Source organism: Microbacterium sp. HSID17254 (genome assembly GCF_003989315.1).
In the GTDB taxonomy this organism is placed as follows: domain Bacteria; phylum Actinomycetota; class Actinomycetes; order Actinomycetales; family Microbacteriaceae; genus Microbacterium.
The window spans coordinates 106,205-131,484 of sequence record NZ_RBLT01000011.1 but is presented as its reverse complement, the minus strand read 5'-3'; the positions used below and the strand labels follow the sequence as shown (position 1 = coordinate 131,484).

General features: G+C 71.2%; 25 protein-coding genes. 15 read left to right on the top strand and 10 right to left on the bottom strand.

What is annotated here, in order from left to right:
• A partial coding sequence (locus D8M34_RS09125) for a histidine kinase (protein WP_238695633.1) occupies positions 1–703 on the bottom strand: 703 nt, incomplete at its 3' end.
• Positions 704–818: 115 nt separating this feature from the next.
• On the opposite strand from D8M34_RS09125, the gene D8M34_RS09120 reads away from it, so the two are divergent.
• Positions 819–1,667 carry a GAP family protein gene (locus D8M34_RS09120; RefSeq protein ID WP_029989914.1) on the top strand — a complete coding sequence of 283 codons (849 nt, stop codon included), beginning with the start codon at positions 819–821 and terminating at the stop codon, positions 1,665–1,667.
• Positions 1,668–1,702: 35 nt separating this feature from the next.
• Positions 1,703–2,398: an endonuclease NucS gene (nucS, locus tag D8M34_RS09115; RefSeq protein ID WP_060923428.1), complete on the top strand. Its 696-nt coding sequence runs from the start codon at positions 1,703–1,705 to the stop codon at positions 2,396–2,398.
• Between the two features lie 2 nt (positions 2,399–2,400).
• Here the strand turns inward: nucS and D8M34_RS09110 are convergent, their stop codons facing one another.
• Positions 2,401–2,616, bottom strand: a complete 216-nt coding sequence (locus tag D8M34_RS09110; protein ID WP_085604211.1) for a hypothetical protein — start codon at positions 2,614–2,616, stop codon at positions 2,401–2,403.
• Positions 2,617–2,760: 144 nt separating this feature from the next.
• On the opposite strand from D8M34_RS09110, the gene D8M34_RS09105 reads away from it, so the two are divergent.
• Positions 2,761–3,426, top strand: coding sequence for an HAD hydrolase-like protein (locus D8M34_RS09105; protein ID WP_126893809.1), 666 nt, complete (start codon positions 2,761–2,763; stop codon positions 3,424–3,426).
• A 92-nt stretch (positions 3,427–3,518) separates the two neighbouring features.
• Here the strand turns inward: D8M34_RS09105 and D8M34_RS09100 are convergent, their stop codons facing one another.
• Positions 3,519–3,725, bottom strand: a complete 207-nt coding sequence (locus tag D8M34_RS09100) for a cold-shock protein (RefSeq protein WP_017203899.1) — start codon at positions 3,723–3,725, stop codon at positions 3,519–3,521.
• A 480-nt stretch (positions 3,726–4,205) separates the two neighbouring features.
• Here D8M34_RS09100 and D8M34_RS09095 point away from each other — a divergent pair, with 480 nt between their 5' ends.
• Entirely contained in the window at positions 4,206–5,027 is an 822-nt protein-coding gene (locus D8M34_RS09095) for a shikimate 5-dehydrogenase (RefSeq protein WP_174235379.1), read from the top strand.
• 15 nt (positions 5,028–5,042) lie between these two features.
• On the opposite strand, the gene D8M34_RS09090 is transcribed toward D8M34_RS09095, so the two are convergent.
• Positions 5,043–5,480: an SRPBCC family protein gene (locus tag D8M34_RS09090; RefSeq protein WP_126893808.1), complete on the bottom strand. Its 438-nt coding sequence runs from the start codon at positions 5,478–5,480 to the stop codon at positions 5,043–5,045.
• A 148-nt stretch (positions 5,481–5,628) separates the two neighbouring features.
• On the opposite strand from D8M34_RS09090, the gene D8M34_RS09085 reads away from it, so the two are divergent.
• The 4 genes from D8M34_RS09085 (at position 5,629) to D8M34_RS09070 (ending at position 9,535) form a co-directional block, all read left to right on the top strand.
• Positions 5,629–6,957: a cytochrome P450 gene (locus D8M34_RS09085; protein ID WP_126893807.1), complete on the top strand. Its 1,329-nt coding sequence runs from the start codon at positions 5,629–5,631 to the stop codon at positions 6,955–6,957.
• A gap of 103 nt (positions 6,958–7,060) precedes the next feature.
• A complete protein-coding gene (locus D8M34_RS09080) occupies positions 7,061–8,245 on the top strand; it encodes a zinc-dependent alcohol dehydrogenase (protein ID WP_126893814.1) in 1,185 nt (394 codons plus the stop codon).
• A gap of 70 nt (positions 8,246–8,315) precedes the next feature.
• Positions 8,316–8,561, top strand: coding sequence for a hypothetical protein (locus D8M34_RS09075; protein WP_025105178.1), 246 nt, complete (start codon positions 8,316–8,318; stop codon positions 8,559–8,561).
• The gene (locus tag D8M34_RS09070) at positions 8,558–9,535 is read left to right on the top strand and encodes an SRPBCC family protein (RefSeq protein WP_126893806.1); all 978 of its coding nucleotides are present in this window, start codon (positions 8,558–8,560) and stop codon (positions 9,533–9,535) included. The genes D8M34_RS09075 and D8M34_RS09070 overlap by 4 nt, the downstream gene beginning before the upstream one ends.
• Before the next feature lie 8 nt (positions 9,536–9,543).
• Here D8M34_RS09070 and D8M34_RS09065 read toward each other — a convergent pair whose 3' ends face one another.
• Together D8M34_RS09065 and D8M34_RS19770 are read right to left on the bottom strand one after the other, a co-directional pair.
• The gene (locus D8M34_RS09065) at positions 9,544–9,858 is read right to left on the bottom strand and encodes a hypothetical protein (RefSeq protein ID WP_126893805.1); all 315 of its coding nucleotides are present in this window, start codon (positions 9,856–9,858) and stop codon (positions 9,544–9,546) included.
• 137 nt (positions 9,859–9,995) lie between these two features.
• On the bottom strand, positions 9,996–10,130 hold the full coding sequence (locus tag D8M34_RS19770) for a hypothetical protein (RefSeq protein WP_255218720.1): 135 nt from the start codon (positions 10,128–10,130) through the stop codon (positions 9,996–9,998).
• Between the two features lie 359 nt (positions 10,131–10,489).
• Here D8M34_RS19770 and D8M34_RS09060 point away from each other — a divergent pair, with 359 nt between their 5' ends.
• The 5 genes from D8M34_RS09060 to D8M34_RS09040 all read left to right on the top strand — a co-directional run bounded on the left by D8M34_RS09060 (position 10,490) and on the right by D8M34_RS09040 (position 13,630).
• Positions 10,490–10,756: a hypothetical protein gene (locus D8M34_RS09060; RefSeq protein ID WP_126893804.1), complete on the top strand. Its 267-nt coding sequence runs from the start codon at positions 10,490–10,492 to the stop codon at positions 10,754–10,756.
• Positions 10,753–11,067, top strand: a complete 315-nt coding sequence (locus D8M34_RS09055; RefSeq protein ID WP_062766051.1) for a hypothetical protein — start codon at positions 10,753–10,755, stop codon at positions 11,065–11,067. The genes D8M34_RS09060 and D8M34_RS09055 overlap by 4 nt, the downstream gene beginning before the upstream one ends.
• A 27-nt stretch (positions 11,068–11,094) precedes the next feature.
• Entirely contained in the window at positions 11,095–11,568 is a 474-nt protein-coding gene (locus D8M34_RS09050) for a MarR family winged helix-turn-helix transcriptional regulator (protein ID WP_062637668.1), read from the top strand.
• Entirely contained in the window at positions 11,565–12,368 is an 804-nt protein-coding gene (locus tag D8M34_RS09045) for an SDR family oxidoreductase (protein WP_126893803.1), read from the top strand. Before D8M34_RS09050 ends, D8M34_RS09045 begins: the two co-directional genes overlap by 4 nt.
• A gap of 122 nt (positions 12,369–12,490) precedes the next feature.
• Positions 12,491–13,630 carry a calcium:proton antiporter gene (locus tag D8M34_RS09040; RefSeq protein WP_238695632.1) on the top strand — a complete coding sequence of 380 codons (1,140 nt, stop codon included), beginning with the start codon at positions 12,491–12,493 and terminating at the stop codon, positions 13,628–13,630.
• A gap of 6 nt (positions 13,631–13,636) precedes the next feature.
• Here the strand turns inward: D8M34_RS09040 and uriT are convergent, their stop codons facing one another.
• Positions 13,637–15,046 carry a uridine transporter UriT gene (gene uriT, locus D8M34_RS09035; RefSeq protein ID WP_126893801.1) on the bottom strand — a complete coding sequence of 470 codons (1,410 nt, stop codon included), beginning with the start codon at positions 15,044–15,046 and terminating at the stop codon, positions 13,637–13,639.
• A gap of 131 nt (positions 15,047–15,177) precedes the next feature.
• On the opposite strand from uriT, the gene D8M34_RS09030 reads away from it, so the two are divergent.
• Positions 15,178–16,179: a LacI family DNA-binding transcriptional regulator gene (locus tag D8M34_RS09030; protein WP_161973058.1), complete on the top strand. Its 1,002-nt coding sequence runs from the start codon at positions 15,178–15,180 to the stop codon at positions 16,177–16,179.
• A 3-nt stretch (positions 16,180–16,182) separates the two neighbouring features.
• Here the strand turns inward: D8M34_RS09030 and D8M34_RS09025 are convergent, their stop codons facing one another.
• Complete coding sequence (locus D8M34_RS09025) at positions 16,183–17,115, bottom strand: nucleoside hydrolase (protein ID WP_126893800.1); 933 nt, start codon at positions 17,113–17,115, stop codon at positions 16,183–16,185.
• A 49-nt stretch (positions 17,116–17,164) separates the two neighbouring features.
• Here D8M34_RS09025 and D8M34_RS09020 point away from each other — a divergent pair, with 49 nt between their 5' ends.
• Positions 17,165–18,025, top strand: coding sequence for a ribokinase (locus tag D8M34_RS09020; protein ID WP_025105167.1), 861 nt, complete (start codon positions 17,165–17,167; stop codon positions 18,023–18,025).
• 22 nt (positions 18,026–18,047) lie between these two features.
• On the opposite strand, the gene D8M34_RS09015 is transcribed toward D8M34_RS09020, so the two are convergent.
• A complete protein-coding gene (locus D8M34_RS09015; RefSeq protein WP_025105166.1) occupies positions 18,048–18,515 on the bottom strand; it encodes a hypothetical protein in 468 nt (155 codons plus the stop codon).
• Between the two features lie 64 nt (positions 18,516–18,579).
• Positions 18,580–25,197, bottom strand: a complete 6,618-nt coding sequence (locus tag D8M34_RS09010) for a DUF7507 domain-containing protein (RefSeq protein WP_161973057.1) — start codon at positions 25,195–25,197, stop codon at positions 18,580–18,582.
• Positions 25,198–25,280 lie beyond the last annotated feature (83 nt).

The following is a 25,280-nucleotide window of genomic DNA, read 5'->3' as shown; positions in this document are numbered from 1 at the left end:
CGTCCGACCGTGCCGCGGGCGCGGCGAGCGCCGCCTCCGCCCGGATGGCCATGGCCATCACGTGCCCCGCCACCACATCGTGGAGTTCGCGCGCCATCGCCTCGCGCTCGCGCTGCACGGCCTGTGCCCGATCGCGGGCGGCGGTCGCTGCGGCGTCCTCCGCCCGCTGACGGTGCAGGTCGGCCAACTCGTGCGCCTGCGACACCGCCACCGCCCACCAGTAGTCCGTACCGAAGATCGCGCCGAACTGCACCGCGAACAGGACCGCGACCGCGGGCGTCGCCGCCGAGAGGAGCAGGGCGGCGAGGAAGAGGACGACGGTCGCCGCGCCCAGGAGCACGAGCAGCACGCGGCGCCCGCGTGGGCCGGCGAGGAAGGCCGCCGTCCACAGCACATCCAGCAGCACCACGAGTGTCCCGACGCCGCCGACGGTGAGGAGGTCGGCGACGAAGAGCCCGGCGACGAGCGCGAGCACCGTCCACGGATGACGCCGCTTGCCGAGCGCGAGAGCGCAGGCCGGGATCGCGAGAACCAGGGCCCACCACGGCGAGACGTCCTCCGGTAGAAGGGAGAAGGGTCCCCAGATGCCGTGGAACCCGAGCGCCGCCATGACCGTCGCGAGAGCGGCCATGCCCAGCGGGTCCACCCACCACCGGTGCCGCCGGTACCAGGCGGCGGGCCCTCCGTCGGCCGGATCGTGCATGTCCTCATGCAACCACGGCGCGATCGGCGTCGCATCCGACCAAAGGATGAGGGCATCCGGACGACCCCGACTTTCGCCCGATCCGCGCTCGGCGTGCCGCCGGGATCGTGGAAGCATGGAACTCTTCGGCGGGCTGCCGCTGCCCCTCTCCCTCGCCGTGCTCGCGCTCATCGACGGTCTGAGCGTCGGGACGCTGCTCATCCCGGTCTTCCTCCTCCTGCACCCCGGACGCGTACGCGCCGGACGGATCCTCCTCTATCTCGCGACGATCGCCGTGTTCTATCTCGTGGTCGGTCTCCTCTTCCTCTGGGGGCTGGTGAACCTCGTCGACGTCGCCTCCGACTTCCTGAGCTCTCCCGCGGGCATGATCACCCGTCTCGTCGTCGGTGCCGCGCTGCTCGTCACCGCCTTCGTGATGCCGACGAAGCCTGCGGAGGCGGCGCCGGTCGGAGCGCCCGCGGCCACCACCGCGGCGACCGGCCCCGGCGGACCGGCCGGCGAACCGCTGTCCGGGCCGAACGCCCCGGCATCCCCTCCCGTTCCGTCCGCCGCCGCGACGGCCGCTGCGCGTCCCGGTCGGATCGTTCGGTGGCGGGAACGCCTGCTCGACCCGCAGACTCGGGGGTTCGCGGTCATGGCCGTCGCCATCGCCGCGGGGCTCGTGGAGGTCGCGACGATGCTCCCGTACATCGTGGCGATGACGATGCTCGCGGACGCCGGCGTCGACACGCCGCTCCGGGTGCTCTCCCTCGCCGGGTACTGCGCGCTGATGATCGCCCCGGCGCTCGTGCTCCTCGTGCTCCGACTCGTGGCGGCCCCGCTCGTGCAGCGTCCGCTGGAGCGCTTCGCCGCCTGGATGGAGCGGACGGGCGCGGAGAACACGGCGTGGATCATCGGCATCATCGGCTTCCTCATCGCCCGCTCGGCCGCGACGGAGCTCGGACTCTTCGACGCGTTCCTCTGACCGCGTGACCGGCGACGACGAAGTAGGCTCGTCGGGTGCGTCTCGTCATCGCCCGCTGCTCGGTCGACTACACCGGCCGACTCAACGCCCATCTTCCGCTCGCCACCCGCCTGCTCGTGCACAAGGGTGACGGGAGTCTGCTCGTGCACTCCGACGGCGGCAGCTACAAGCCGCTGAACTGGATGAGCCCGCCGTGTGTGCTCGCGACCGAGGAACCGGGCGAGGAGGAGGCCGGCGCCGGCGTCGTCGAGGTGTGGCGCGTGACCCACAAGAAGACCGGCGATGCCCTCCGCGTGCAGATCTACGAGGTCATCCACGACTCCAGCCACGAGCTCGGGATCGACCCCGGTCTGCAGAAGGACGGCGTCGAGGCCGACCTGCAGCGCCTGCTCGCGGAACAGGTGGACCGCGTCGCCGAGGGCGCCACCCTGGTCCGGCGCGAGTACCCCACGGCCATCGGCCCGGTCGACCTGCTGGTGCGCGACGCCGACGGCGTGGCGATCGCGGTCGAGGTCAAGCGCCGCGGCGACATCGACGGCGTCGAGCAGCTCACCCGCTACCTCGAGCTCCTGGGACGCGACCCCCACCTCGCCCCGGTGCAGGGCGTGTTCGCCGCCCAGGAGATCAAGCCGCAGGCCCGCGTCCTCGCCGAGGATCGCGGAATCCGGTGCCTCGTGCTCGACTACGACGACATGAAGGGCATCGAGTCGGGCATCCCCCGCCTCTTCTGACCTCAGCGCGTCGAGACCAGTCGCGGCCGCGGACCCTCCAGCCGCGCGATCGCGATCTTGACCTCGGTGAGCTCGTGCTCGATCCGGTCGAATTTCGCGTCCACCGCGGCGAACCGCGTGTCCATCCGACCGATCATCCAGCCGAATCCGCTGATGATCGCGACGAGAGTCGTCGCGGCCGTCGCCAGCATCGTGATGACTTCCACCGACACGTACATGCCCCCATTCTCACCCGTGATCCCGCCGCTGTCACGACTCTAGATCGGCGTGAAGGGTGTTCACGCGTTCGGTGGATGAACCCGTTTCGTGCACACCTGTGCAGGACGGGCGGGCACCCGTTCGCGGGACCCTAGGCTGGAGGCATGCCCTCTTCGCCTTACTCGTGTGTGCTCTGGGACGTCGACGGGACCATCGTCGACGCCTCGGTCGGGATCCTGCGTCGCCTGAACATCGCCCTGACGCACTTCGGCCACCCGGCGCCGACGCGCGAGGAGCTCGTGCACTGGATCGGCCCTCCCATGTTCCAGTCCTTCCAGGACCAGGCGGGGATGACGCCGGAGCAGTCGGCCGAGGCGGTGGCGTTCTACCGCACCCTCGGCAAGGCGGACGGGTACACGACCGACGTGCAGACGTATCCGGGGGTCGCCGAGCTGATCCATGACCTGCACGCGGCGGGAGTCCCCCAGGCGACGGCGAGCTCGAAGCCCGAGAACCAGGTCGACGCGCTGGTCGATCACTTCGGACTGCGGCCGTCGTTCCTCACGACCGTGGGCGCCACGCCGGACGAGGCCACGCTCGCGTCAAAGACCGACATCGTGGCCGAGGCGCTGCGACGGCTGCGCGCGCTCGGTGCCGACACCTCCCGCCCGGTCCTCGTCGGCGACCGGCACCACGACGTCGAGGGCGGTCTCGCCAACGGCGTGCCCGTGATCTTCGTCGGCTGGGGCTTCAGCGACCCGCACGAGGGCGACGACGCGGCGTTCCGCGTCTCGACCGTAGACAAGCTGCGCGCACTCCTGCTGCCCTGACCGGCTCCAGGGCCGTCAGGGAAGACGAAACTCCCCGCCGGGTCAGCGCCTGCGCGTGGATCCGACGGGGAGTTCCCGGTGTTGCTTCCGCCTCAGACGGGGCGGATGTTCTCTGCCTGCAGGCCCTTGGGACCCTGCGCCACATCGAACTCGACCCGCTGGTTCTCTTCGAGAGAGCGGTAGCCGGATGACTGGATGGCGGAGTAGTGCGCGAAGACGTCAGCGCCTCCGTCGTCGGGGGAGATGAAGCCGAAGCCCTTCTCCGAGTTGAACCACTTGACCGTGCCCTGGGTGCTCATGTACTGCCTGTTCTGCTGATGTAGAAGCCGACGCAGGGGTGCACCGACATCGCTAACGCTAGTGGAGGGGACCCCCGGCGGAATAGCCGTTGCGAGAAGGTAATCCAAATGTTGCATGAGCGGACGCGCCCGGAAAATGGTGTGGCCCTCACCGCGGGGGGAGCGATGAGGGCCGAAGACGACCGGAGGGTGCGTCAGAAACATCCTAACCCCTCCGCGCGCTTCTTGTCCCCCTTTTGGGGGACAAATTTGAAAATCTTCGTGGCGGACGGCCGGGTAGCGGCCCTCTCGAGGAGTTCATTGGGGACTGAACTACTCGAGAGGGCCCAATCGCATGCACGGATCGCCCGGCCCGTGGGGAGGGCCTCCGCCTGCTGGGGAGAGGCGTAGACGATCGATCCCCTTGCATGCACTTTCACCATAGGGGAGGACGCGATCTCCCGCCATGGACCTTGACAGACGCAGGGGTAGCCTGATTCGGTGACCATGCTGAACAAGGACATGACGCTCTGCATCTCGCTGTCCGCACGGCCGAGCAACAACGGCACGCGCTTCCACAACCACCTGTACGAGGCCCTCGGTCTGAACTGGATCTACAAGGCGTTCGCGCCGACCGATCTGGCGCAGGCCATTGCAGGGGTGCGCGGCCTTGGCATCCGCGGGTGCGCGATCTCGATGCCCTATAAAGAGGACGTCATCGCGCTCGTCGACCGCATGGACCCCTCGGCACAGGCCATCGACTCCGTCAACACGATCGTGAACGACGACGGCGTCCTCACGGCCCACAACACCGACTATGCGGCGATCGCGCAGCTGATCGCGGAGAACGACCTCGACCCGGCATCGTCGGTCCTCCTCCGGGGTTCGGGCGGCATGGCGAAGGCGACGGCCGCCGCGTTCCGCGACGCCGGCTTCACGGACGTGACCATCGTCGCCCGGAACGAGACGGCGGGCCGCGCCCGCGCCGAGCTGTACGGGTTCGCCTGGCGCGCCGAGGTCGGAGACGCGAGGGCCGACGTGATCGTGAACGTCACCCCGCTCGGCATGGCCGGAGGTGCGGAGGCCGACGCCCTCGCCTTCCCGGAGCCGACCATCGACGCCGCCGCGGTCGTGTTCGACGTCGTCGCGCTGCCCGCCGAGACGCCGCTCATCGCCGCCGGTCGGGCCGCGGGCAAGACGGTGATCACGGGCGCCGAGGTCGCGACGCGGCAGGCGCTGGAGCAGTTCGTCCTCTACACCGGCATCCGCCCCTCGGCGGAGCAGGTGCGCGCCGCCGAGGAGTTCATGCGCGCCGGAGCCTGATGCGCAGAGCCCGCGTCAGGAGGCGCGGCCCTCGGCCAGGTAGCCGAGACGGTGCAGCGTCTCCGCATTCCGCCAGCGGAGCATCGGCGTGGTCAGGAACCGGGGCAGGATCGTCGCCGGGCCCTTGACCGGCTCCTCATCGATGCGCACCTGGCATCCGCTCGGGGTCGTCCGCGCGCGGATCGTCACCTGCGCCTCGCCCACCGGCCAGCCGCGCGCCCGCATGACCGCACGGTGCGGCGGGTGCCACTCCACCAGTTCGGTGGTGTCGTCCAGGAGCGCGGGCCACGTGCCGACCGAATGGTGCAGCTGGGCGCCCGCCGCCGGCCAGGAGTCGTCCACGTCGCGCATGCGGGAGGCGCCGACCACCCACGCGGGGTAGAGCCAGCCGTTCGCCAGCACGCGGAACACGTCATGGGTGGTGCACGTCAGGTCGCGGGTGTTGGTGGCCATGGTTCCTCCATTCCGACCTCATCCTGCGCGCTCCGGAAGACGGTCGGACAGGTGCTTGACATCCGCAGAGCCGACCGTCCGGCTAGCACAAACGTCTCGAGGATGCTTCCCCCTGGGCCCCGTCGAGATCCCGTGTCAGGGTCGGATCATGCTCCAGCGACTGACTTCCCGACTGTCCGACGGTGTCGACGCGGTCCTGCACGAGGACTCGCCGTCGCTGCTCACCCGCGGCTACGACTTCGGCGAGCGCGTCTGGCGTCGAGCCCGCCCCGGCGCCCGGTCGGCCCCGATGCGCCTCCTCGGGCACCCGGCGGCCTTCGTCCGCGGTGCCGAGGGGGTGGAGCTGTTCTACGACGAGAGCCGCATCGCCCGCGCCGGGGCCATGCCCGGGATCGTCCGCGAGCCCCTGTTCGGGCACGGGTCCGTGCACGCGCTCGACGGCACCGCCCACCGCCACCGCAAGGCCACCTTCGTCGAAGCCGCGTACGAGGATGCGCAGGTCCAACGGCTCACACCGTTCCTCGAACGGGAGTGGGCGGCCGAGCGTGAGGACTGGCGTGCCGGCGGCACCCGCAGCGCTTACGACGCGGCCGTCGGCGCCTTCGGGCGCGCCATGATGCGCTGGGCCGGACTGCCGGGGACGGCGGCGGCGAAGACCCGCTGGGCCACGCGCCTTGCGCAGATCGTGGACGGGTTCGGCGCCCCCTACTCCCCCGCCTACGTCGAGGCCTTCGCGAACCGGATCTTCTCGGACCGGCACGCGCGTCGCCTCATCGAAGCCGTCCGCGCCGGCGATCTGACGGCACCGGAGGGCACCGCGCTCGCCCTGTGGGCCGCGCATCGCGACGAGAACGGCGAGCTGCTGCCCGCCCAGGTGGCCGGCGTCGAGCTGCAGAACAGCATCCGTCCGATGATCGCCGCCGCGCGGTTCGTGGCCTTCGCCGCGAAGCAGCTGCACGACCACCCCGAGTGGCGTACCCGGATCGCCGCCGAGACCGCCGAGCGGGGATCGCTCGTGGGTGGAACGCTCGCGACGATGTTCGCGCAGGAGGTGCGGCGGACCGGACTGTTCGTGCCGATGCTGCCTGGTCGCACCGTCGCCGAGGTCGAGATCGACGGCGTCACGGTCCCGGAGGGCGGCCGGGTCGTCCTCGACATCCTCGGCACGAACACCGACGAGCGGTCGTGGTCCCACCCGGAGCGCTTCGCCCCCGAGCGGTTCACCGACGTGGACGACTACGAGGAGATCACGACCTTCGTCCCCCAGGGCGGGGGCGACGTCGCCACCGGTCACCGCTGCCCCGGGGAGAAGCTCGTCATCGCCGGTCTCTCCGCGGCCGTCGCCGTGCTGAGCGACCCGGAGCTGACGGTGCTCGACGAGGGGCTCGGGGTGAATCGCCGCCGCCTGCCCACCAAGCCCACGTCCGGAGCGCGGGTGCGCGCCGCCGCTTCCGGGCGCGGCTGCCCGTTCCACTGAGTCCCGGGGTCGCACGTCGTCCAGGGCCTGTCAACCGGGTGGCCATGCTGCGGCGCGCCCGAGAGCGTGGAGGGACGACGGACATCGAGACGTGGAGGACATGATGAAGGCACTCACCTGGCAGGGCAAGCGGAACGTGACGGTGGAGGAGGTCGCCGACCCGGTGATCCAGCAGCCGGCGGACGCCATCATCCGGATCACCTCGTCGGCCATCTGCGGCTCCGATCTGCACCTCTACGAGCTCCTGGGGCCGTTCCTCGACCGTGGAGACATCCTCGGACACGAGCCGATGGGCGTCGTGGTGGAGGTCGGTGCGAACGTCACGAAGCTGAAGCCGGGCGATCGCGTGGTGATCCCCTTCACCATCGCCTGCGGCGTGTGCTTCTTCTGCCTCCGCGGGCTGCAATCGCAGTGCGAGACGACCCAGGTGCGCAAGTACGGCAGCGGCGCGGCGCTCTTCGGCTACACCAAGCTCTACGGCCAGGTCCCCGGGGGGCAGGCGGAGTACCTCCGCGTGCCGCTGGCGGACTACAACCACATCCCGGTCGCGCCGGACCTGCCCGATGAGCGCTACCTCTTCCTCAGCGACATCCTGCCGACGGCGTGGCAGGGCGTCGAGTACGCGCAGCTCCCCGAAGGCGGCACCCTCGCGGTGATGGGCCTCGGACCCGTCGGACAGTTCGTCAGCCGGATCGCCCGCCACCGCGGCCACCGCGTCATCGCGGTCGAACCGGTGGCGGAGCGGCGCGCGATGGCCGAGCGGCACGGCATCGAGACGCTCGACCTCACCGACACGACCGTGGAAGAGATCCGCGACGCGACCGAGGGACGGGGTGCGGATGCCGTGGTGGATGCGGTGGGCCTGGAGGCGCACGGCAACAGCGGCGTGGAGTTCCTGCAGAAGGCGGTCGGCCTGCTGCCCGATCCCGCAGCGCGGCAGATGCTCGACAAGGCCGGGGTGGATCGGCTCGCTGCCGTCTACGCCTCGATCGACGCCGTCCGCCGCGGCGGGACGATCTCGCTGAGCGGTGTGTATGCGGGCGATGCCGACATCCTGCCGATGAAGACGCTCTTCGACAAGCAGATCAGCCTGCGGATGGGCCAGTGCAACGTGAAGAACTGGATCGACGATCTCCTCCCGCTCGTCGAGGACCCGTCGGATCCGCTGGGCGTGATGGATCTGACGACGCATCACGCGGCGCTGGAGGACGCCCCGGAGCTGTACCGGACGTTCCAGGAGAAGAAGGACGGCTGCATCAAGGTCGTACTGCACCCCTCAGCCGCCTGACGGTTCGGTCGAGGGACTCTTCGAGCAACCGCGGTTGACAATCTGCCCGTCAGCAACCTAGGTTGACAGCATGGAGTCCCTCGACATCGCCCGCACCGCGGCGGACACGACCGATCCGCGCGCCGGGCTGCGCGCCGTGGCCTCGCTGCGGAGCCTCGCCGACGCGCTCGAGCTGCGTCAGGTGGAGGCCGCGCTCCGCGCCGGAATGAGCTGGCAGACCATCGCGGATGCCCTCGGCGTCACGCGGCAGGCCGTGCACAAGAAGCACAGCCGCCGCATCGATCCGAGCATCCCGGTGCCGCGGAGGAACGCATGAGCCGGTTCACGCAGGCGGCTGCCACCATGCACACGCTGTCGCTCGCGGCGATGGAGGAGGCGTCGCGCCTCGGCGTGCACGACGCGGACATCGATCATCTGCTGCTCGCTCTCACGCTCGATGCGGACACCGGCGGGCAGGTGCTCCGGAGGGCCGGGATCCGCCTCGATACCGCCCGGGCGGCCGTCGAGGCGCAGCACGCGGGGCAGCTCCTCGCCATGGGGATCGATGCCCCGGCGGTGGGTCCGGGTCGCATCGTCTTCCACGAGACCGACGGCTACGACTGGACCGAGCGTGCCCTCGCGGTGCTCCGAGCCGCGTCCCAGGGAGGTCGCCGCGGGGACTCCGCCGCCGTACTTCGCGCCCTGCTCGCGGAACCCAGCGGCCTGATCGCCGCCATCCTCGGCCGGCTGGCCGTGACGGAAGACGACCTCACGGCCCAGCTCGACGAGGTCGAAGGCACCGCGCGCTCCCCTCAGCCGGGCCGAAAGCCGGCCGCCGGGGGGATCACCGGGTCCCGCTCGATGTTCGTGCCGGGCGCCCACGCCGAGGTCCGGGCGGTGCTCGCCGATCCTGAACGGCTCCCGGAGTGGGAGCAGAGCGTCGCCGGCGTCCTCCCCGCCGGGAGTGACGGCCCCTGGGAGGCGTTCGCCCCGACCACAGCGCCGGACGGACGACCCCTGCGCCGCAAGCCCGAATTCCATCGCCTCTGCGTGATCCGGGACGAAAAGGACGGGGCGCTCACCTGGCGCTTCGAGTACCCCGACGCGCCCCATGCGAATCCGCGCGTCCTCACGATGGCACTCGAACCGGCCGCGGGAGGGACGCAGCTCCGCGCGACGATGACGTGGGAGACCAGGCCCCGCGGTCCGGTGCGACGGGCACTGCGGGCACCTCTGCGTCCGCTCTGGCGCGGCCTCGTCTTCATCCAGCTCGCGCAGGTGGAGAGCGGGATCACCCGCCTCTTCCGCTGAGCGCCGGCTCAGTCGCCCTCGTGCCGCGGACCGACACCCGGCTCCTTGCTGTGGGTCGACTCGTAGGCGGGCTCCGGCGGGTTCTTCGACGACGGGTCGACGCGGGCCGCGTTTCCGGCACCGGCGTCCGCACCGGCGCCACCGGCGGGCACGTCCTGCAGGGCGTCGGGGTCGTCGCCGCCCCGTTCGGCGAGATGCGCCGCGACGCCCTCGCGGGACGGTTCCTCCTCGGCCTCGGCGGCGGCGTCCTCCTCCGCGAGCCGCAGAGCCTCCTCCGACAGCAACGGCTCGTCCGGGTACATGAAGGCTTCCGGATTCGACATGACGCGCTCCTCTCGTAGCGGGGACTCCAGAGTGCGTCGGATCCGCGCTGAGGACAAGGCCCGTTGACAGGTCGCCGTCGCCCCGGTAGCCCCGGTGGGCGCGGCGGAGCACCGCCACCCCCACCGGGCCGGAGTCCTCAGCTCTTCGCGCCCTTGCGAGGCTTGAGGAACTCGTCCGGGGCGTTCTTCGCGCGCTTCGCCGCCCGCTTCTCCTTCAGTGAGAGCTGCGGCGCCTTCTTCCCTGCGCGACCCGGTGTGGACTTTCCTGACATGGCGCTTCCCCTTTGTGACTGGCTGGCGTAACCACCGACCATACCCGGAAGCACAGGGAAGTCAAATTTCCCGCTGAACGGGAGAAAAACGCACGCGGCAATCGCTCAGGACCCCACCCGGCGTGCAGACGATTCGCCACTTCTTTTGAATGGCTAAAAATAACGTGGTACCGTCGGAGGACAGCAATCGGCCACGCTGACCGCTCCGCACGCCCCTCACCGGGCCGCCGGCGGAGCGCGCGCCACCGCACCACGCGCACCGACCCCGGGGAGACCACCCCGCCGTCCGACGTGCGCCTCGCGAGGGACCCCCGTCCCTCGGCGCGAGCCTGCCCATCCGCCCCGAGAGAGGAACACGCATGCCAGAGACACGACCCACTGATCAGCGAAGGACGGGGTTCACCTCGATGCCGCACGCCCTCGGCCGCGGCGGCCGCGAGGACATCGTCTGGGAGGCGCTCGAGCGGGTGGACGGCAAGCCGGCGCCCGTGATCGGCGTCATGCAGGCGGCGATGGGCACGGAGGCGCAGATCCGCGTCACCGCGGAGGTGATCCGCGCCTACCTCGATGCGCACGGCCTTCGGGACACCCGGGAGTGGGCGGCACGCCAGGGCGGTGCCGCATGAGGCGCCGGCTCCGCACCGAGACCCAGGAACACGCCGACACCGTCCTCCGCCTGCAGCCGGCCGAGCTCCATGACACGGCGCCGTTCGCGCCCGGTGACGACCGCTTCGTCGCCGAGCTCGCCTCCCCCGGCCTCGGGGCGTGCTCGTTCGTGCTCGGCCCGCAGGGCACGCCTGCGCCCGCGTGGATCGTGCTCGACTACGCCGACGGGCAGCAGCGCCGGTGGCGACGCGCGCGGCGCGCGGGCGGTCGCCACTTCTTCGCGCTCGTGGAGGACACGGCGAGCGCGGGGTACATCACAACTGTTGCCTGAGGCAACTTTGAGGCGTACCCTGGACACATGACCACCGGCGAAGACGTCGCCGGCATCCACCTGGCCCTCGTCCGGGTGGTGTCGGAATGGAGTGAGAGCGACCTGCAACGTCAGGTCGCCGAAGCCGTCGACGTCGCCCTCGATCCGTCCGCCATCCGCGCGCTCTACCTGCTCGGGATGAACGGGGGTGCGATGGGCTTCGGCGACCTGGCCGCGCACGCGACGCTGTCGCGGCCGACCACGTCGAAGCTCGTCGCCCGCATGGCGACGCAGGGCGTCGTCGACCCCGTGCGCTCGGGACGCACGGTCGAGGTGCGCCTGACGGACGCGGGCCGGACGGCCTATGCGCGCCTGGTCGAGGCCGGCCATCGGATGGTCGACGATGCGCTCGCAGGCTGGTCACCGGACGAGATCGACGGATTCCGCCGCCAGCTCGGCCGCTTCGTCACCGCACTGTCCGGCACGCCGCCGGTCGTGTCCATCAAGGAGGAAACCTCATGACCCGCACCTATGTCGTCACCGGATCCGCATCCGGCATCGGCGCCGCCACCACCGAGCTGCTCCGTGCCCAAGGCCACACCGTGATCGGCGTCGACCTCGCCGGCGCCGAGGTCGACGGGGATCTGTCCACCCACGAGGGCCGTCTGGCCGCGGCCAGCGCCGTGGTGGAGGCGGCCGACGACGGGATCGACGCCGTCATCGCCTGCGCCGGCATCTCGGCTCCGATCTCGAAGACGGTGTCCATCAACTTCTTCGGCGTGACGGAGTTCCTGACCGCGCTGCAGCCCACGCTGAGCCTGGCCGATGCGCCGCGCGCCGCCGTGGTGTCGTCGATGGCCTCGCTGCAGCCGGTGTCGCCCGAGCTCGTCGACGCCGCCCTCGCCGGCGACGAGGCGCGCGCGATCGAGATCGGCGACCGTCTGGCGGCGACCCCCGAGGCCGGGTTCCTCAACTACTCGTCCAGCAAGCGCGCCCTGTCGCGCTGGGTCCGTCGCGAGAGCGTCACCCCGGCGTGGGCGGGAGCGGGCATCCCGCTGAACGCGGTCGCCCCCGGCACCGTCACCACGGCGATGACGGCCGGCCTGCTCGACTCGCCCGAGGGCCTGGCCATGGTGGATGCCGCCGTGCCGATGCCGCTGAACTACCACCAGCCGGCGTCCTCCATCGCCGAGCTGCTCGTCTGGCTGACCAGCCCGGCCAACACCCACATGGCGGGACAGACGATCTACTGTGACGGCGGGGCCGACGCGGTGCTGCGCGGCGACGACATCTGGTCCTGGAACGACGCCCCGCAGGGCTGAGTCCGGCTCTGCTCAGCCGCTGTTCCGGGAGCGCGGGTATCCTGGAGGTGTCTCCGGCACCCGGAGCAGCGGACGAGGGAGCAGTACCCGCACACGACGACTGACTCATGAAGGAGTCCGTCATGATCCGGTCGTTCATCACCCGCACCGATGTGCTGCGCGTGGCGCTGGGGTGGGGGGCGTTCGCCGCCCTGCTCGCCCTGCACCCGCTGCTCGCGCCGCCCGTGCCCGGGCCGCTCCTGGTGGTGGCCCTCCTCGCGATCGTCGCCGTCATCCTCGTGTGCGCCTTCGGGGTCGTGAAGCAGGCCGAGGCCCTCGCCCACCGACTGGGCGACCCCTACGGCTCTCTGGTGCTGACGCTGTCGATCGTGCTCATCGAGGTGATCCTCATCTCGGCGGTCATGCTCGGACCGGGCGAGCACGCCACGATCGCGCGCGACTCGGTCATGGCCGTGTCGATGATCATCCTCAACCTCGTGATCGGTCTGGCCCTCCTCCTCGGCGGCCTCCGCCATCGGGGGATGGCGCACAACCGCACCGGCACGTCCGCGTACCTGTCGATGCTCGTGGTCCTCGTCGCCCTGGCGTTCGGGCTCCCCGGCCTCATCGGCGACAACGGTGCGTACACGATCGGCCAGGAGATCCCGATCATCGTGCTTACCCTCGCCCTCTACGCGTTCTTCCTGTTCCGGCAGATGGGTGCGCAGGCCGATGACTTCACCGAGGTGGACGAGCGGCTGCGACCGGCCGCCCACGCGGCGGAGAGGGAAGCACCCCGGACCCCCATTCGCGAGGTGCTCGCGGCCCACCGCGTCGAGGTGCTGACCCGCCTCGTGCTCCTCGTCGTCACGGTCGTCCCGATCGTGCTGCTCTCGCACGACATGGCGGCCCTGCTCGACGATGGTCTCGGCCGGCTCGGCGCTCCGATCGCCCTGGCGGGACTGCTGATCGCGGGCATCGTGTTCCTCCCCGAGTCGATCACCTCGACCCGCGCCGCCCTGAACGGAGAGGCGCAGCGGGTGAACAACCTCTGCCACGGCGCGCTCGTCTCGACGGTCGGCCTGACCATCCCGGCGGTCCTCCTGATCGGCATGCTCACCGGCCAGGAGGTGGTGCTCGCCGAGTCGCCGGCGAACCTCCTCATGCTCGCCGTGACGCTGCTGCTCTCGGTGACGACGTTCGCGGCGAAGCGGGTCACCGCGATGCACGGCGCGGCGCACCTGGCGACCTTCGCCGTCTACGTCCTCATCCTCTTCAGCTGAGCCGCCTCAGCGGGTCAGCTCGGCATGGACGGGCTTCGGGATGAAGAGGGAGAACGTCAGCGCGCCGGCGAGCACGACGGCACCGGTGAGGAGCGCGGCGACGTAGCCACCCGCCGCGTCCCCGCTGCCGCCGAACGACGTCTGGGCCGCGTAGATCACGACGAAGCTCAGCCCGGCCCCGAGGTTGATCGCACCGGTGTTCAGCCCGGGGAGGGAGCCCGGCCTCTCCGTGGGCGACAGCACGACCCCCAGGCCGTTCAACATGATGTTGCCGATGCCGGCGTAGGTGATGCCGGCGGCGACCGAGAGGAACAGCAGGATGATCCGCGACGAGGTTCCGACGTTCGCGACCATCAGCACGAGCACCACGATCGTGCCGACCAGCCCGATCCGCAGCATCGCCCGGTAGCCCACCGTCGCGGCGAGCCGTCCGGTGAGGGGTCCCATCAGCAGGCCCGCCAGCGCGTACGGCATCAGGATCCAGAACGACACCTCCTCCGCGCTCATCGCGAGTCCCATCGCGGTGTCCTGCGCCAGTGCAGGGACCACGCCGTTCATCACCGCGAAGATCCCGGAGAGGGTCAGCAACGATGTCGCGGAGAGCGCCCAGGTGGCACGCTGCTTCAACTGGGCGGGCGAGACGAGCGGGTCCCGCAGCGCACCCTCGAGCTTCCAGAACGCGAGGAAGGACACCACGGAGACGACGGCCAGCACGACCACCAGGAGCACGTCCGCCTCTGCGAGCTTCCCGAGCTCGTTCAGGGCGATGAGCATCGATCCGACGGAGACGACCAGGAGCAACGACCCCCACCAGTCCATGCGCGGGCGGTCCTCCGCCATCGTCTCCGGGGCGAGAAGGCGCACGACGAGTGCCGCGACCACAGCGACGCCGGCCATGGTCCAGAAGATCGAGGCGAAACCGTGGTTCGTGGCGAGGTAGCCGCCGAGCAGCGCGTCGCCGCCGGCGATCCCGCCGTTGACGGCTGTCACGACGCCGAGCAGGGTGCCGTACATCTTCGGGTCGCTGACGGCCGCGCGCAGCATGATCAGACACAGCGGGACGACGGGACCGGAGACACCCTGGATGAGGCGGCCGACGAAGAGCATCGGGACGTTGGTCGCGAGCGCCGCGACCACGCAGCCGACCGCCATCACCACGAGCATGCCGACGAGCACCCGGCGCCGTCCGATGAGGTCGCCCAGCCGCGGGAGGAAGAGGGTGAACAGGGCGGCGGCGGTGAAGAACACCGTCTGGGTGGCGGCGATCTCGGAGGCCGTCGCGTCGAGCTCGCGCTCCATCGTGACCAGCGCCGGGCTGAGCATGCTCGCGTTGAGCTGGAACGCGAGGCAGGCCGCGAGGAGGGCGACCATCAGGGGCGCGACGGCCGTTCGGGGCCGGAGGGCGGTGGTGTGCATGTCGTACTCACTTCTTCGTGTCGGTGCGGGGGCGCCGGAATGCGTAATCCTTTACGCGCGGCTTATCTTGGGAGTCGAGGCGCCGATGTCGGTGCCCGTCGGGAGTCGAGGTGCGGATGAGGAAGCCGTCGGTGACGCTGCACGATGTGGCAGCCGCGGCCGGGGTGTCGATCGCCACGGTGTCCCGCGCGCTGAACGGCAAGGAGCGCGTGTCCGGAGCCACCGCGGAGCATGTGGCGCGGGTGGCCGAGCAGCTCGGCTACCGGGTCAACCTCATCGGCCGCGGTCTGCGCGAGGGCACGGGCGCGACCATCGGCGTCGTCGTCCCGGTGATCAGCAACCCGTTCTACGGCGAACTCGTCCACCGGCTCGAGGACCACCTGCAGCGTCGCGGGTTCGATCTCGTCATCGCGGACTCGCACGGCGATGTCGACCGCGAGCGCGCCCGCCTGCGCATGCTCGTCGAGCGCCGTGTCGAGGGGGTCTTCGTCGTTCCGTCCGACGCGGAGCTGTCCTTCGACGCCGTCGCCGACACCGCCCAGCGGCTCCCGCTGGTCCAGGTCGACCGGCGGGTGCTGGACCTCGATGCCGACTTCGTCGGGGTGGACAACGATCATGGCATCGGGCTCGCCGTCGACCATCTGGCCTCCCGCGGCGCCTCTCGCATCGTCCTCGTGTCGGGCAACGACGTGACGTCGGTCGGCCGCGAGCGCCGCGCCGCGTTCGAGTCGATCGTCCGCGCGCGGTCGCTGCCGGTGGAGGAGAACGTGTTCGGTGAGTACCTTCTCTCCTTCGGAGAGTCCGCCGTCGCGCGGCTGCGGGCCCGCGGTCCGCTTCCCGATGCGATCGTCGCGGGGGACGACCTGGTCGCCGCGGGCGCGATCGCCGCGTTGAAGCGCGCAGGCCTGCGCGTCCCGGGCGACATCCTCATCACAGGGTTCGACGGCACCATGCTGGCGGACGTGTGCGAGCCGCGGCTCACGACCGTGGTCCAGCCGTTCGACGAGCTCGCCGCGGAAGCGGTGGAAGCGCTCGTGCGGCGGATGGACGATCCGGAGACGCCATACGCCCTGCGGCGCGTGACGCCGACTCTGCGCGTGGCGGAGTCGACGTCTCCCCCGCCGGGCGCGTGATCGTCAGGCCAGCGCTGCGACGGCATCCGTCACCAGGTCCCAGAAGGCCGGCACGTCCAGGGTCAGCGCGATGTCGGCGTTGGGCTCCTTGCCCAGCATGTCGTGGAGGTCGACGCAGGTCGCACCGGCCGTGAACTCGCCCGCCGTCTCGATGTCGACGTGGCAGCGCTGCACGGTGGCGACGGCGCGATCGATCGCGATGGCGACGGTGATCGGGTCGTGCAGCGGCCCCTCCGGCATCCCCTCGGCCCGGTCGTACGACGCGGAGAAGAAGCGCAGCAGCTCGACACCGAACGCCGCCGTGCGGTTGCCGACCGCCGCGATCCGCTGCACGACCTCCTCGGTGATGAGGGCCTGATGGGAGATGTTGAGTCCGACCATGGTGAGCGGCAGACCGGACGCGAACACGACCGCAGCCGCCTCGGGGTCGGCCCAGGCGTTGAACTCGGGATAGGCGCCGACGTTGCCGCGCCCGGTCGATCCGCCCATCCAGATGATCTCCTTGATCTTGCGGGCGGCCTCCGGGTGCTGCTGGAGGAGCAGGGCGATGTTCGTCAGGGGCCCCGTGGGGATCACCGTGATCGGCTCCGCGGACGCGTTCAGGGTGTCCGCGAGGAAGTCGACGGCGTGCCGCGGGTCGAGCGGGACCGTGGGCTCAGGGAGGACGGGTCCGCCGAGGGCGTTGTCGCCGTGGATCCAGGCCCCCGGCGTGAGCTCACGGCGAAGCGGCTTGTCGGCCCCCGCCGCGACCGGCACGCCGGTCACGCCCGCGACCGTGAGGGCGATCTGGGCATTCCTCGTGGTGTGCTCCAGGTAGCCGTTGCCGCCGACGGTGGTGACGCCGCGGAGGTCGATCTGCTCGTTCCCGGCCGCCAGCCAGATGGCGAAGACGTCGTCGTGGCCGGGGTCGCAGTCGAGGAGGACGGGGACGGGCATGGGGTGCTCCTTTGCAATCGGGTGTGCGTAAACGTTTACACTCTTTCTCATGAACGTCAAGCCGGACGCCGTCCTCGCCCCCGCCCTCGTCGTCGTCGGAAGCGCGAACGTCGACCTCACCGCCTTCGTCGATCGGCTCCCGACCGCCGGGGAGACGGTCGCCGGGGGCCGACTCTCCCGCGACCTCGGCGGCAAGGGCGCCAACCAGGCCGTCGCCGCCGCGAAGCTGGGAGGGCGGGTCCGCATGGTGGGCGCGGTGGGGGCGGACGCCGACGGCGCCTGGATGCGCGAGGAGCTCGCGAGGGCCGGCGTCGACACCACCGATCTCCGCCAGGTCGCCGCACCCACCGGGACCGCGCTGATCGTCGTGGACGCCGAGGCCGAGAACCAGATCGCGGTGTGTCCCGGCGCGAACGAGCTCGTCTCCCCCGAGGGCGTCGCCTTCGCGCCGGACGAGGCCGTTCTGCTGCAGCTGGAGATCGCGCTGTCCGTCGTCGAGAACGTGGTCGCCCGCGCCGAAGGGTTCGTCGCGGTCAACGCCGCCCCCGCACGGCCCCTCCCTGACGCGCTGCTCGAGCGGGTGGATCTGTTCATCGTGAACGAGACCGAGCGCGAGCTGATGCCGGAGCTGGCGGATGCCGCACTCGTCGCCGTGACCTACGGCGCCGCGGGCGCGGCCCTGTTCCGCGGCGGCGAGGAGATCGCCCGGGCGGACGGCGTGCCCACCCGCGCCGTCAACACCGTGGGCGCGGGGGACGCCTTCTGCGCCGCGCTCGTGCTTGCCCTGCAGAGCGGACTCTCCCCGCGAGCGGCCCTGCAGACGGCCTGCGCTGTCGGCGCGGCCGCTGTCGCGGACCTCTCCTCGCAGCCGCCCTTCGAGCCGCTCGCGCGCTACGTGCCCGTGTCGTAGCGGCCCCGCGACCGGGATCGGGTCAGGACGCGGCGCCCGCTCCGCGCAGCGCGCAGCGGAGGTCGCTCGGCGGCACGAAGTCCGCGGTGAGGGACCAGTCGGCCTCCTCGCCGGCGGGGACCTCCACCGTCGCTTGACCGGACCCGACGACCGTGGCCGCATCGGTGGTGAAGAACACGGTCACGACGTAGGTCGCGTCCGCGTCCGTGGGATTGCCGACCACGCCTTCCGCCGTCCCGCCGTCGTCCTCCGTGGTGCAGGTCGTGATCTGGGTCCCGGCGCGCACCTCTGGGGCGTCCGGCACGTCCTCCGGCACGCTCGTCGCTCCGACGACCCCCTCGTCCTCACCGGGGATCTGCGGCGCCCCCTCCGCGGCCGTGCGCGTCGGGGCCGGCTCCTCGGCGGCGGGGGAGCAACCGCTGAGCAGGAGACCGAGGATCAGGATCGGTGCCGCGAGGCGCGAAGTGCTGCGGTGGCGTGTGGACATCATGGGCTCCTCCTTCGACCGGGATCGCCCGTGGCGGGTGGACGCACCCGCCACGGACGACGCTCGGTCAGCGCTGTTCCTGCTCTTCCTCTCGCCGTCGCACCCGCGTGAGGCCGAGACCCAGGCCGGCGAGGACCATCACTCCGCCCAGCAGCAGGCCGCCGGCGGCGAGCGTCCCACCCGTGACCGCGAGCCCGGTCGGCGGCGTCGGCACCACGCGGGTGACCGTCTGCGAGGTCGGCGGATCGATCGGCCCGCCCGGCGTGTTCCCGCTCACGGCTGCGACGTTGCGCACCTCACCGCGACGCACGTCGGCGGCATCGATGGTGTGCGGCGGCACGGTGCACGTCATCCGCTCCCCGGAGGCGAGGCTGGTCGCCGGGCAGGTCACCGGGCCCGCGGTCGGATCGGACACGACGATGTCGGAGACCGTCTGCGCCCCTATGTTGCTGACGACGATCGTCCACTCCACCCGGTCGCCGAGGTCGACGATCCCGTTGCCGTTCACGTCCACGGTCGTCGCGCGCTTCTCGATCGCAAGCTCGTTCGTCCCGTCGAAGGGCACCTCGACGGTCGACGGCGGCGACACCGGCGGCGTGCCCGATGGCGGTGTGCCGGTGGCCGTGGCTGTGTTGGTCAGCCGGCCGGAGTCGACGTCCGCCTGCGTCGTCGTGTACGTCGCCGTGCAGGTCACGGTCTGCCCGGGGATGATGCGCGCGGCCTCATCGGGGCAGGAGATGGCCGAGAGGTCGCCCTCTCCGGAGAACTCGGTCTCCTCGACCGCCACGTCGCTCAGCGTCACGTTGCCCGTGTTGGTCACGACGAAGGAGTACTCCAGCGTCTCCCCCACGGTGGTCATCACGGCCGGGGTCGCGGACTTCACGATGCTGAGGCCCGGGGTCGGCAGCGCGGGGACGCGCGCCTCGGACGGCGGCGACACCGGGGGCTGCAGGTCCCCGGGCGGCACACCGGTCGCGGTCGCGGAGTTCGTCACCTGGCCGGCGTCGATGTCCTCCTGCGTCAGCACGTACGTCGCCGTGCAGATGAGCTGGGCCCCGGGGGCCATCGACGCGGTCCCGGCCGGGCAGTCGATCGCCGACAGCGGACCCGTCCCGGAGAAGTCGCCCTCGGTGATCGCGACATCCGTCAGCGTGACGTTGCCGGTGTTGGTCACGACGAAGGAGTAGGTGATGTCCTGGCCCACGACGTAGGCCGCCGCCGTGTCGGGGCTGGCCGACTTCACCACGGCGATCGCCGGGTTCCGGTCACCGGGCACCTCCACCGTCGACGGAGGCGTCTCCGGCGGCTCGCTGGTCGGCGGCTCTCCCGTCGCGACGGCCGTGTTCGTGAGTCGCCCGGCATCCACATCCGCCTGGGTGACCACGTACGGCGCCGTGCAGGTCACGGACGCACCGGGGGCCAGCGAGGCCGCCGCGGCCGGACACGTGATCACCGGCGCGGTTCCCGTCCCCGAGAACGACACCTCGTCCACGCCGACATCCGTCATCGTGACGTTGCCCGTGTTGGTGATGAGGAACGAGTACGTGATCGTCTGCCCTGCGGCGCTGATCCGCGTGAGGTCCGCGGTCTTCGCCACCGTGAGGGCCGGCGACCCGTCCGAGGGCACCTCGACCGTCGAGGGCGGCGAGACCGGCGGCTGCCCCGACGGCGGTGTCCCCGTGCCGGTAGCGGTGTTCGTGACGCCACCCGCATCGATGTCGGCCTGCGTCACGACGTACGGCGCGGTACACGTCACCTCCGCTCCCGGAGCGAGGGACTCCGCCCCCGCGGGACAGGTCACCACCGGCGCCGTGCCGGTGCCGGTGAACGAGACCTCGTCCACCCCGACATCCGTCAGCGTGACGTTGCCCGTGTTCGTGAGGAGGAACGAGTACGTGATCGTCTGGCCCGCCGCGGTGATCTCGGTGGGGTCGGCCGTCTTCGCCACGGTCAGCGCGGGAGCCGGGTCACCGGGGACCAGGACGGTCGACGGCGGCGACACCGGGGGCTCACCCGAGGGCGGCGTGCCGGTCACGGTCGCGGTGTTCGTCACCCCGCCGCCGTCGAGGTCGGCCTGCGTGACCACGTACGGCGCGGTGCAGGTGACCTGGGCTCCCGGCGCGAGCGACGCGGCGCCCGCCGGACACGTCACGACCGGAGCCGTGCCGGTGCCGGTGAAGCCCGTCTCCTCCACCGTCACGTCGGCGATCGTCACGTTGCCCGTGTTGGTGGCCAGGAAGGAGTAGGTGATCGTCTGGCCGGCCGCGGTGATCGTCGACCGGTCGGACGACTTCACCACCGACAGGCCCGGCGACGGCTCCGACGGCACCTCGACCTCAGACGGCGGTGACACCGGCGGCTCCCCCGACGGCGGCGTGCCCGTGGCGGTCGCCGTGTTGGTCACTCCGCCCGCGTCGATGTCGGCCTGGGTGACGACGTACTCCGCGGTGCAGGTGACGTCGAGCCCCGGTGCGAGCGAGGACACCGCAGGCGGGCACTCGATCACCGGCGGAGTCCCCGTACCGGTGAAGGAGGCCTCCGTCACCTCGATGTCCGTCAGAGTGACGTTGCCGGTGTTCGCGACGACGAACGTGTAGGTGATCGTCTGGCCCGCGGCCGTGATCTCGGTCCGGTCCGCCGTCTTCGACACCGTCAGCCCCGGCGACGGCTCCGACGGCACCTCGACCTCGGACGGCGGCGACACCGGCGGCTCCCCCGACGGCGGCGTGCCCGTCACCGTGGCGGTGTTGGTCACCCCACCCGCGTCGATGTCGGCCTGGGTGACGACGTACTCGGCGGTGCACGTGACCTGCGCGCCGGGAACCATCGTGGCGGCACCCGCCGGACAGGTCACCACCGGGGCAGGACCCGTACCGGTGAAGGTGCCCTCCTCCACCGTGACGTCGCGCACCGTGACGTTCCCGGTGTTCGTCACGAGGAAGGAGTAGGTGATCGTCTGCCCCGCTGCCGTGATCTCCGTCCGGTCAGCGGTCTTCGTCACGGTCAGCGCCGGGGCCGGGTCGCCGGGGATCTCCACCGTCGTCGGCGGCGACACCGGTGGCGTCCCCGACGGCGGCGTGCCCGTCGCCGTCGCCGTGTTCGACAGCTGCCCGGCGTCGATGTCGGCCTGCGTCAGCGTGTACGTGGCGGTGCACTCGACCTGCGCCCCCGGCGCGAGCGATGCGGCCCCCGCGGGACACGTGATCGCCGACACCTCTCCCGAGCCCGTGAACGCCGTCTCGTCCACCGTCACGTCGGTGAGGGTCACGTTGCCCGTGTTCGTCACCACGAAGGTGTAGGTGATCTCCGTCCCCACCGTGTAGCCGGCGGCGGTGGAGGGATCGGCCGACTTCACGACCGTGATGCCGGGCGTCTGGATCGACGGCACCTCGACCTCCGACGGCGGCGACACCGGCGGCTCGAGGGTTCCGGGCGGGTCGCCCGTCACGGTGGCGGTGTTCGTCACACCGCCTGCATCGATGTCGGCCTGCGTCACCTCGTAGGTCGCCGTGCACGTCACCTCAGCTCCGGGTTCGAGGGACGCGGCCGCTGCGGGGCAGGTGACGACGGGAGTCGCACCGGTACCCGAGAACGACACCTCGTCGACGGTCACGTCCGCGATGGTCACGTTGCCCGTGTTCGTCACGAGGAACGAGTAGGTGATGACGTCCCCCGCGGCGGTGATCTCCGTCCGGTCGGCCGTCTTCGCGACCGTGAGGGCGGGCGCGCCGGGCACCGTGACGATCGCCGTGGAGGGCGCCGACACCGGCGGTTCGAGGTCGCGGGGCGGCGTGCCCGTCGCGGTGGCGGTGTTGGTCACCTGACCCGCGTCGACGTCCGCCTGCGACGCCTCGTAGGACGCGGTGCAGGTCACCTGGGCGCCCGGAGCGAGTGCCGCCGCGGCGGCGGGGCAGGTGATCTCCGGCGCCGTGCCCGTGCCGGAGAACGCGGTCTCGGTCACGGTGATGTCGGTGAGGGTCACATTGCCCGTGTTCGTCACGAGGAAGGCGTAGTCCACGGTGGCCCCGGCGGCGGTGATCGTCGTCGGGTCGGCCGTCTTGACGAGGGTGATCGCGGGCGTCTCGTCCGCGGGGACGACCACGGTCGAGGGCGGCGACACCGGCGGCTCGCCCGTGGGCGGCTCCCCGGTCACGGTCGCGGTGTTGGTCACCCCGCCCGCGTCGATGTCGGCCTGGGTCACCACGTAGGGCGCGGTGCAGGTCACCTGCGCACCCGGGGCCAGGGAGGCGGCGGCCGCGGGGCAGGTGATGACGGGAGCGGTACCGGTGCCGGTGAACGACGTCTCCGTCACCCCGACGTCGTCGATGGTCACGTTCCCCGTGTTGCTGATGAGGAACGAGTAGGTGATCGTCTGTCCGGCCGCGGTGATCTCCGTGCGGTCCGCCGACTTCGCCACCGTGAGCGCCGGGGCGGCGGTGACGGGGATCTCGACCGTGGACGGCGACGACACGGGTGCCGCGCCCGTCGGCGGCGTTCCCGTCGCGCTGGCCGTGTTCGTGAGCGCCGAGGTGTTGTAGTCCGCGGCCGTCACGGTGTAGCTCGCGGTGCAGGTCACCTGCGCTCCCGGAACGAGGGATCCGGCGCCGGCGGGGCAGGTCACGTCGAGGGCTCCGGTGCCGGAGAAGGACTCCTCGTCGATGCTGACGTTCGTCAGGGTCACGTTCCCGGTGTTCGTGACGAGGAAGGAGTAGTCGATGGTCTGCCCGGCGCCGGTGATCGCGGTCGTCTCGGAGCGCTTCTCCAGCGAGATCGCCGGAGCCGGGTCCACCGGCACGCGCACGGTCGACGGCGGAGACACCGGAGGCGTCAGCGACCCGGGAGGCACACCGGTGGCGGTCGCCGTGTTGCTGACCGATCCCCCGTTCACGTCGGCCTGGGTCAGGGTGTAGCTCGCGGTACAGGTCGCCTGCGCGCCCGGGGCGAGCGGTGCCGTCGGACATACGGCCGCCGAGAGCGTCCCGGAGCCCGTGAACGCCGTCTCGTTCACCGCGATGTTCGAGACGGTCACGTTGCCCGTGTTGGTGACGATGAACGAGTAGTCGATCACCTGTCCGACCGTGAAGTCGTCCGGTCCGGACGGGGTCGCCGACTTCACGACCGTGAGCGCCGGGGTACGGGTCGTCGTGACCGTCGCGGTGCTCGGGTTGCTCTCCACGCCGGTGTTGGCCTCGGAGGTTCCGGTGGCGAGCGCGGTATTCGTCACCGTGCCCGCGTCGATGTCCGCCTGGGTCAGCGTGTACGCCGCCGTACAGGTGGTGTTCTGCCCCACGGCGAGCGTCGTCGCCGCACAGTTCACCGCCCCGAGCGTCCCCGTACCGCTGAACGCGGACTCGCGGATGCCGAGCCCCGAGACGGCGACGTTGCCGGTGTTCGTGACCGCGAACGAATAGGTCACCGTGTCCCCCGCCGCGCTGGCGGTGGTCGGCGTGACCGTCTTCGTCAACGCCAGAGAGGGCGCCGGAGCCGTGATCGTGACGGCGTAGTCCTCCACCTCACCCGGACCGCCCGTCCCCGTCGGCGTCGCCGTCGTCAACCCCGTCCCGCTCTGGATGCGGAATCGGGCGAACGTCTGCCCGCCCACCGTCTGCGAGGCGATGCCGGACCAGTTCAGTGTCACGGATGAGCCGTCCGCCGTGCCCGCGGGGACCGTCGCGGTGGCGCCCTCGTTCGCATCGAACACGCCGTTGCGGTTGAAATCGATCCAGCCGACCAGGGTCGCCGGCACACCCGGCACCTTGTTCGACGCCAGCACCGACACCGAATAGGTGTTCGTCACGCTCGCCATGATCGGCCCGAACGACGCCACCCCCGTCTCGTCGTTGATGGTCTGGTTCGGGGCCGTGCCGCCGACGACGTTGTCGCCCGTCGCGTTCGCGCTGTACTGCATCGCCGTCTCGGCATCGGCCGACCACCCGAGATACGTCGCCGCATTCAGCTCCTGGGAGGCCGAGCCGTAACTGGCCGGCGCATCGCCGAAGTCGTCGGGGATGGTCGTACAGGAAGGGTTGAACCCGTCGATGCCCTCGCCACCGCTCTGCGCCCGGTAGCCGCGCACGACGATGTCGCTCGTCCCGGTCGTCCCGGCGGGGCCGCATCGGGGGGTCGGCGTGTTGAGGCCGCCGTTCGTGTTGAAGTTCTGCCCGGCGGTGAGGACGGTGGCGGAGGCCGCGAGGTCGATCCGCAGCTCCCCCGCGGCGGTGAAGGTCATCGGACGGCACGTGATCTGCACGGACGAGGGCCACCGCGCGCCGTTGTCGCCGACGAAGGTGGTGCCGGTGATGCGGTGTACGAAGGTGTTCGCCGGACACGTCGCCGTCTGCACGTTCCCGCGACCCTGGTCGTAGACCGGCCCCTCGATCCACGTGGGGTTAACCGTGGAGGTGATGACCCCCGCATTGCTCACGGTGATCGACGAGCACTGGAGGCTGAAGCGCGTGAGGATCGAGTTCGCTGAGGAGCCCGGCGCGTCCGCGGTGCGGTTCTCCGTCCGCACGGCCGTGAGGACGGAGCTCGCCGGGCACTCGGTGGGGGCGGTCAGATCCTTGTCCGACCCGACGACGGGTCCTTCATACGACACGCCGAGGTACAGCTGAGCCGGGTCGCCCGGGGCTGCTGTCGCGGGCACCACGGGCGCGACGAGCGATCCCAGCACGAGTGCGAGCATGGTCGCCACCGCCCACGACGTCCGCGGTGATGACCGTGGCCGTCGTCGCGCTCTCCGATCCATCTTCTCTTCTCGACCAGACC

What these genes read in the sequence shown, in the direction of transcription:
- D8M34_RS09120 (WP_029989914.1), top strand. Translation starts at nt 819, where the DNA reads ATGGAACTCTTCGGCGGGCTGCCGCTGCCCCTCTCCCTCGCCGTGCTC.
- D8M34_RS09110 (WP_085604211.1), bottom strand. Translation starts at nt 2,616, where the DNA reads ATGTACGTGTCGGTGGAAGTCATCACGATGCTGGCGACGGCCGCGACG.
- D8M34_RS09045 (WP_126893803.1), top strand. Translation starts at nt 11,565, where the DNA reads ATGACCCGCACCTATGTCGTCACCGGATCCGCATCCGGCATCGGCGCC.
- D8M34_RS19770 (WP_255218720.1), bottom strand. Translation starts at nt 10,130, where the DNA reads ATGTCAGGAAAGTCCACACCGGGTCGCGCAGGGAAGAAGGCGCCGCAG.
- D8M34_RS09015 (WP_025105166.1), bottom strand. Translation starts at nt 18,515, where the DNA reads ATGATGTCCACACGCCACCGCAGCACTTCGCGCCTCGCGGCACCGATC.
- D8M34_RS09085 (WP_126893807.1), top strand. Translation starts at nt 5,629, where the DNA reads ATGCTCCAGCGACTGACTTCCCGACTGTCCGACGGTGTCGACGCGGTC.
- D8M34_RS09020 (WP_025105167.1), top strand. Translation starts at nt 17,165, where the DNA reads ATGAACGTCAAGCCGGACGCCGTCCTCGCCCCCGCCCTCGTCGTCGTC.
- D8M34_RS09100 (WP_017203899.1), bottom strand. Translation starts at nt 3,725, where the DNA reads ATGAGCACCCAGGGCACGGTCAAGTGGTTCAACTCGGAGAAGGGCTTC.
- D8M34_RS09070 (WP_126893806.1), top strand. Translation starts at nt 8,558, where the DNA reads ATGAGCCGGTTCACGCAGGCGGCTGCCACCATGCACACGCTGTCGCTC.
- D8M34_RS09080 (WP_126893814.1), top strand. Translation starts at nt 7,061, where the DNA reads ATGAAGGCACTCACCTGGCAGGGCAAGCGGAACGTGACGGTGGAGGAG.
- D8M34_RS09055 (WP_062766051.1), top strand. Translation starts at nt 10,753, where the DNA reads ATGAGGCGCCGGCTCCGCACCGAGACCCAGGAACACGCCGACACCGTC.
- D8M34_RS09090 (WP_126893808.1), bottom strand. Translation starts at nt 5,480, where the DNA reads ATGGCCACCAACACCCGCGACCTGACGTGCACCACCCATGACGTGTTC.
- D8M34_RS09065 (WP_126893805.1), bottom strand. Translation starts at nt 9,858, where the DNA reads ATGTCGAATCCGGAAGCCTTCATGTACCCGGACGAGCCGTTGCTGTCG.
- D8M34_RS09050 (WP_062637668.1), top strand. Translation starts at nt 11,095, where the DNA reads ATGACCACCGGCGAAGACGTCGCCGGCATCCACCTGGCCCTCGTCCGG.
- D8M34_RS09075 (WP_025105178.1), top strand. Translation starts at nt 8,316, where the DNA reads ATGGAGTCCCTCGACATCGCCCGCACCGCGGCGGACACGACCGATCCG.
- uriT (WP_126893801.1), bottom strand. Translation starts at nt 15,046, where the DNA reads ATGCACACCACCGCCCTCCGGCCCCGAACGGCCGTCGCGCCCCTGATG.
- D8M34_RS09040 (WP_238695632.1), top strand. Translation starts at nt 12,491, where the DNA reads ATGATCCGGTCGTTCATCACCCGCACCGATGTGCTGCGCGTGGCGCTG.
- D8M34_RS09025 (WP_126893800.1), bottom strand. Translation starts at nt 17,115, where the DNA reads ATGCCCGTCCCCGTCCTCCTCGACTGCGACCCCGGCCACGACGACGTC.
- D8M34_RS09105 (WP_126893809.1), top strand. Translation starts at nt 2,761, where the DNA reads ATGCCCTCTTCGCCTTACTCGTGTGTGCTCTGGGACGTCGACGGGACC.
- D8M34_RS09060 (WP_126893804.1), top strand. Translation starts at nt 10,490, where the DNA reads ATGCCAGAGACACGACCCACTGATCAGCGAAGGACGGGGTTCACCTCG.
- D8M34_RS09010 (WP_161973057.1), bottom strand. Translation starts at nt 25,197, where the DNA reads ATGCTCGCACTCGTGCTGGGATCGCTCGTCGCGCCCGTGGTGCCCGCG.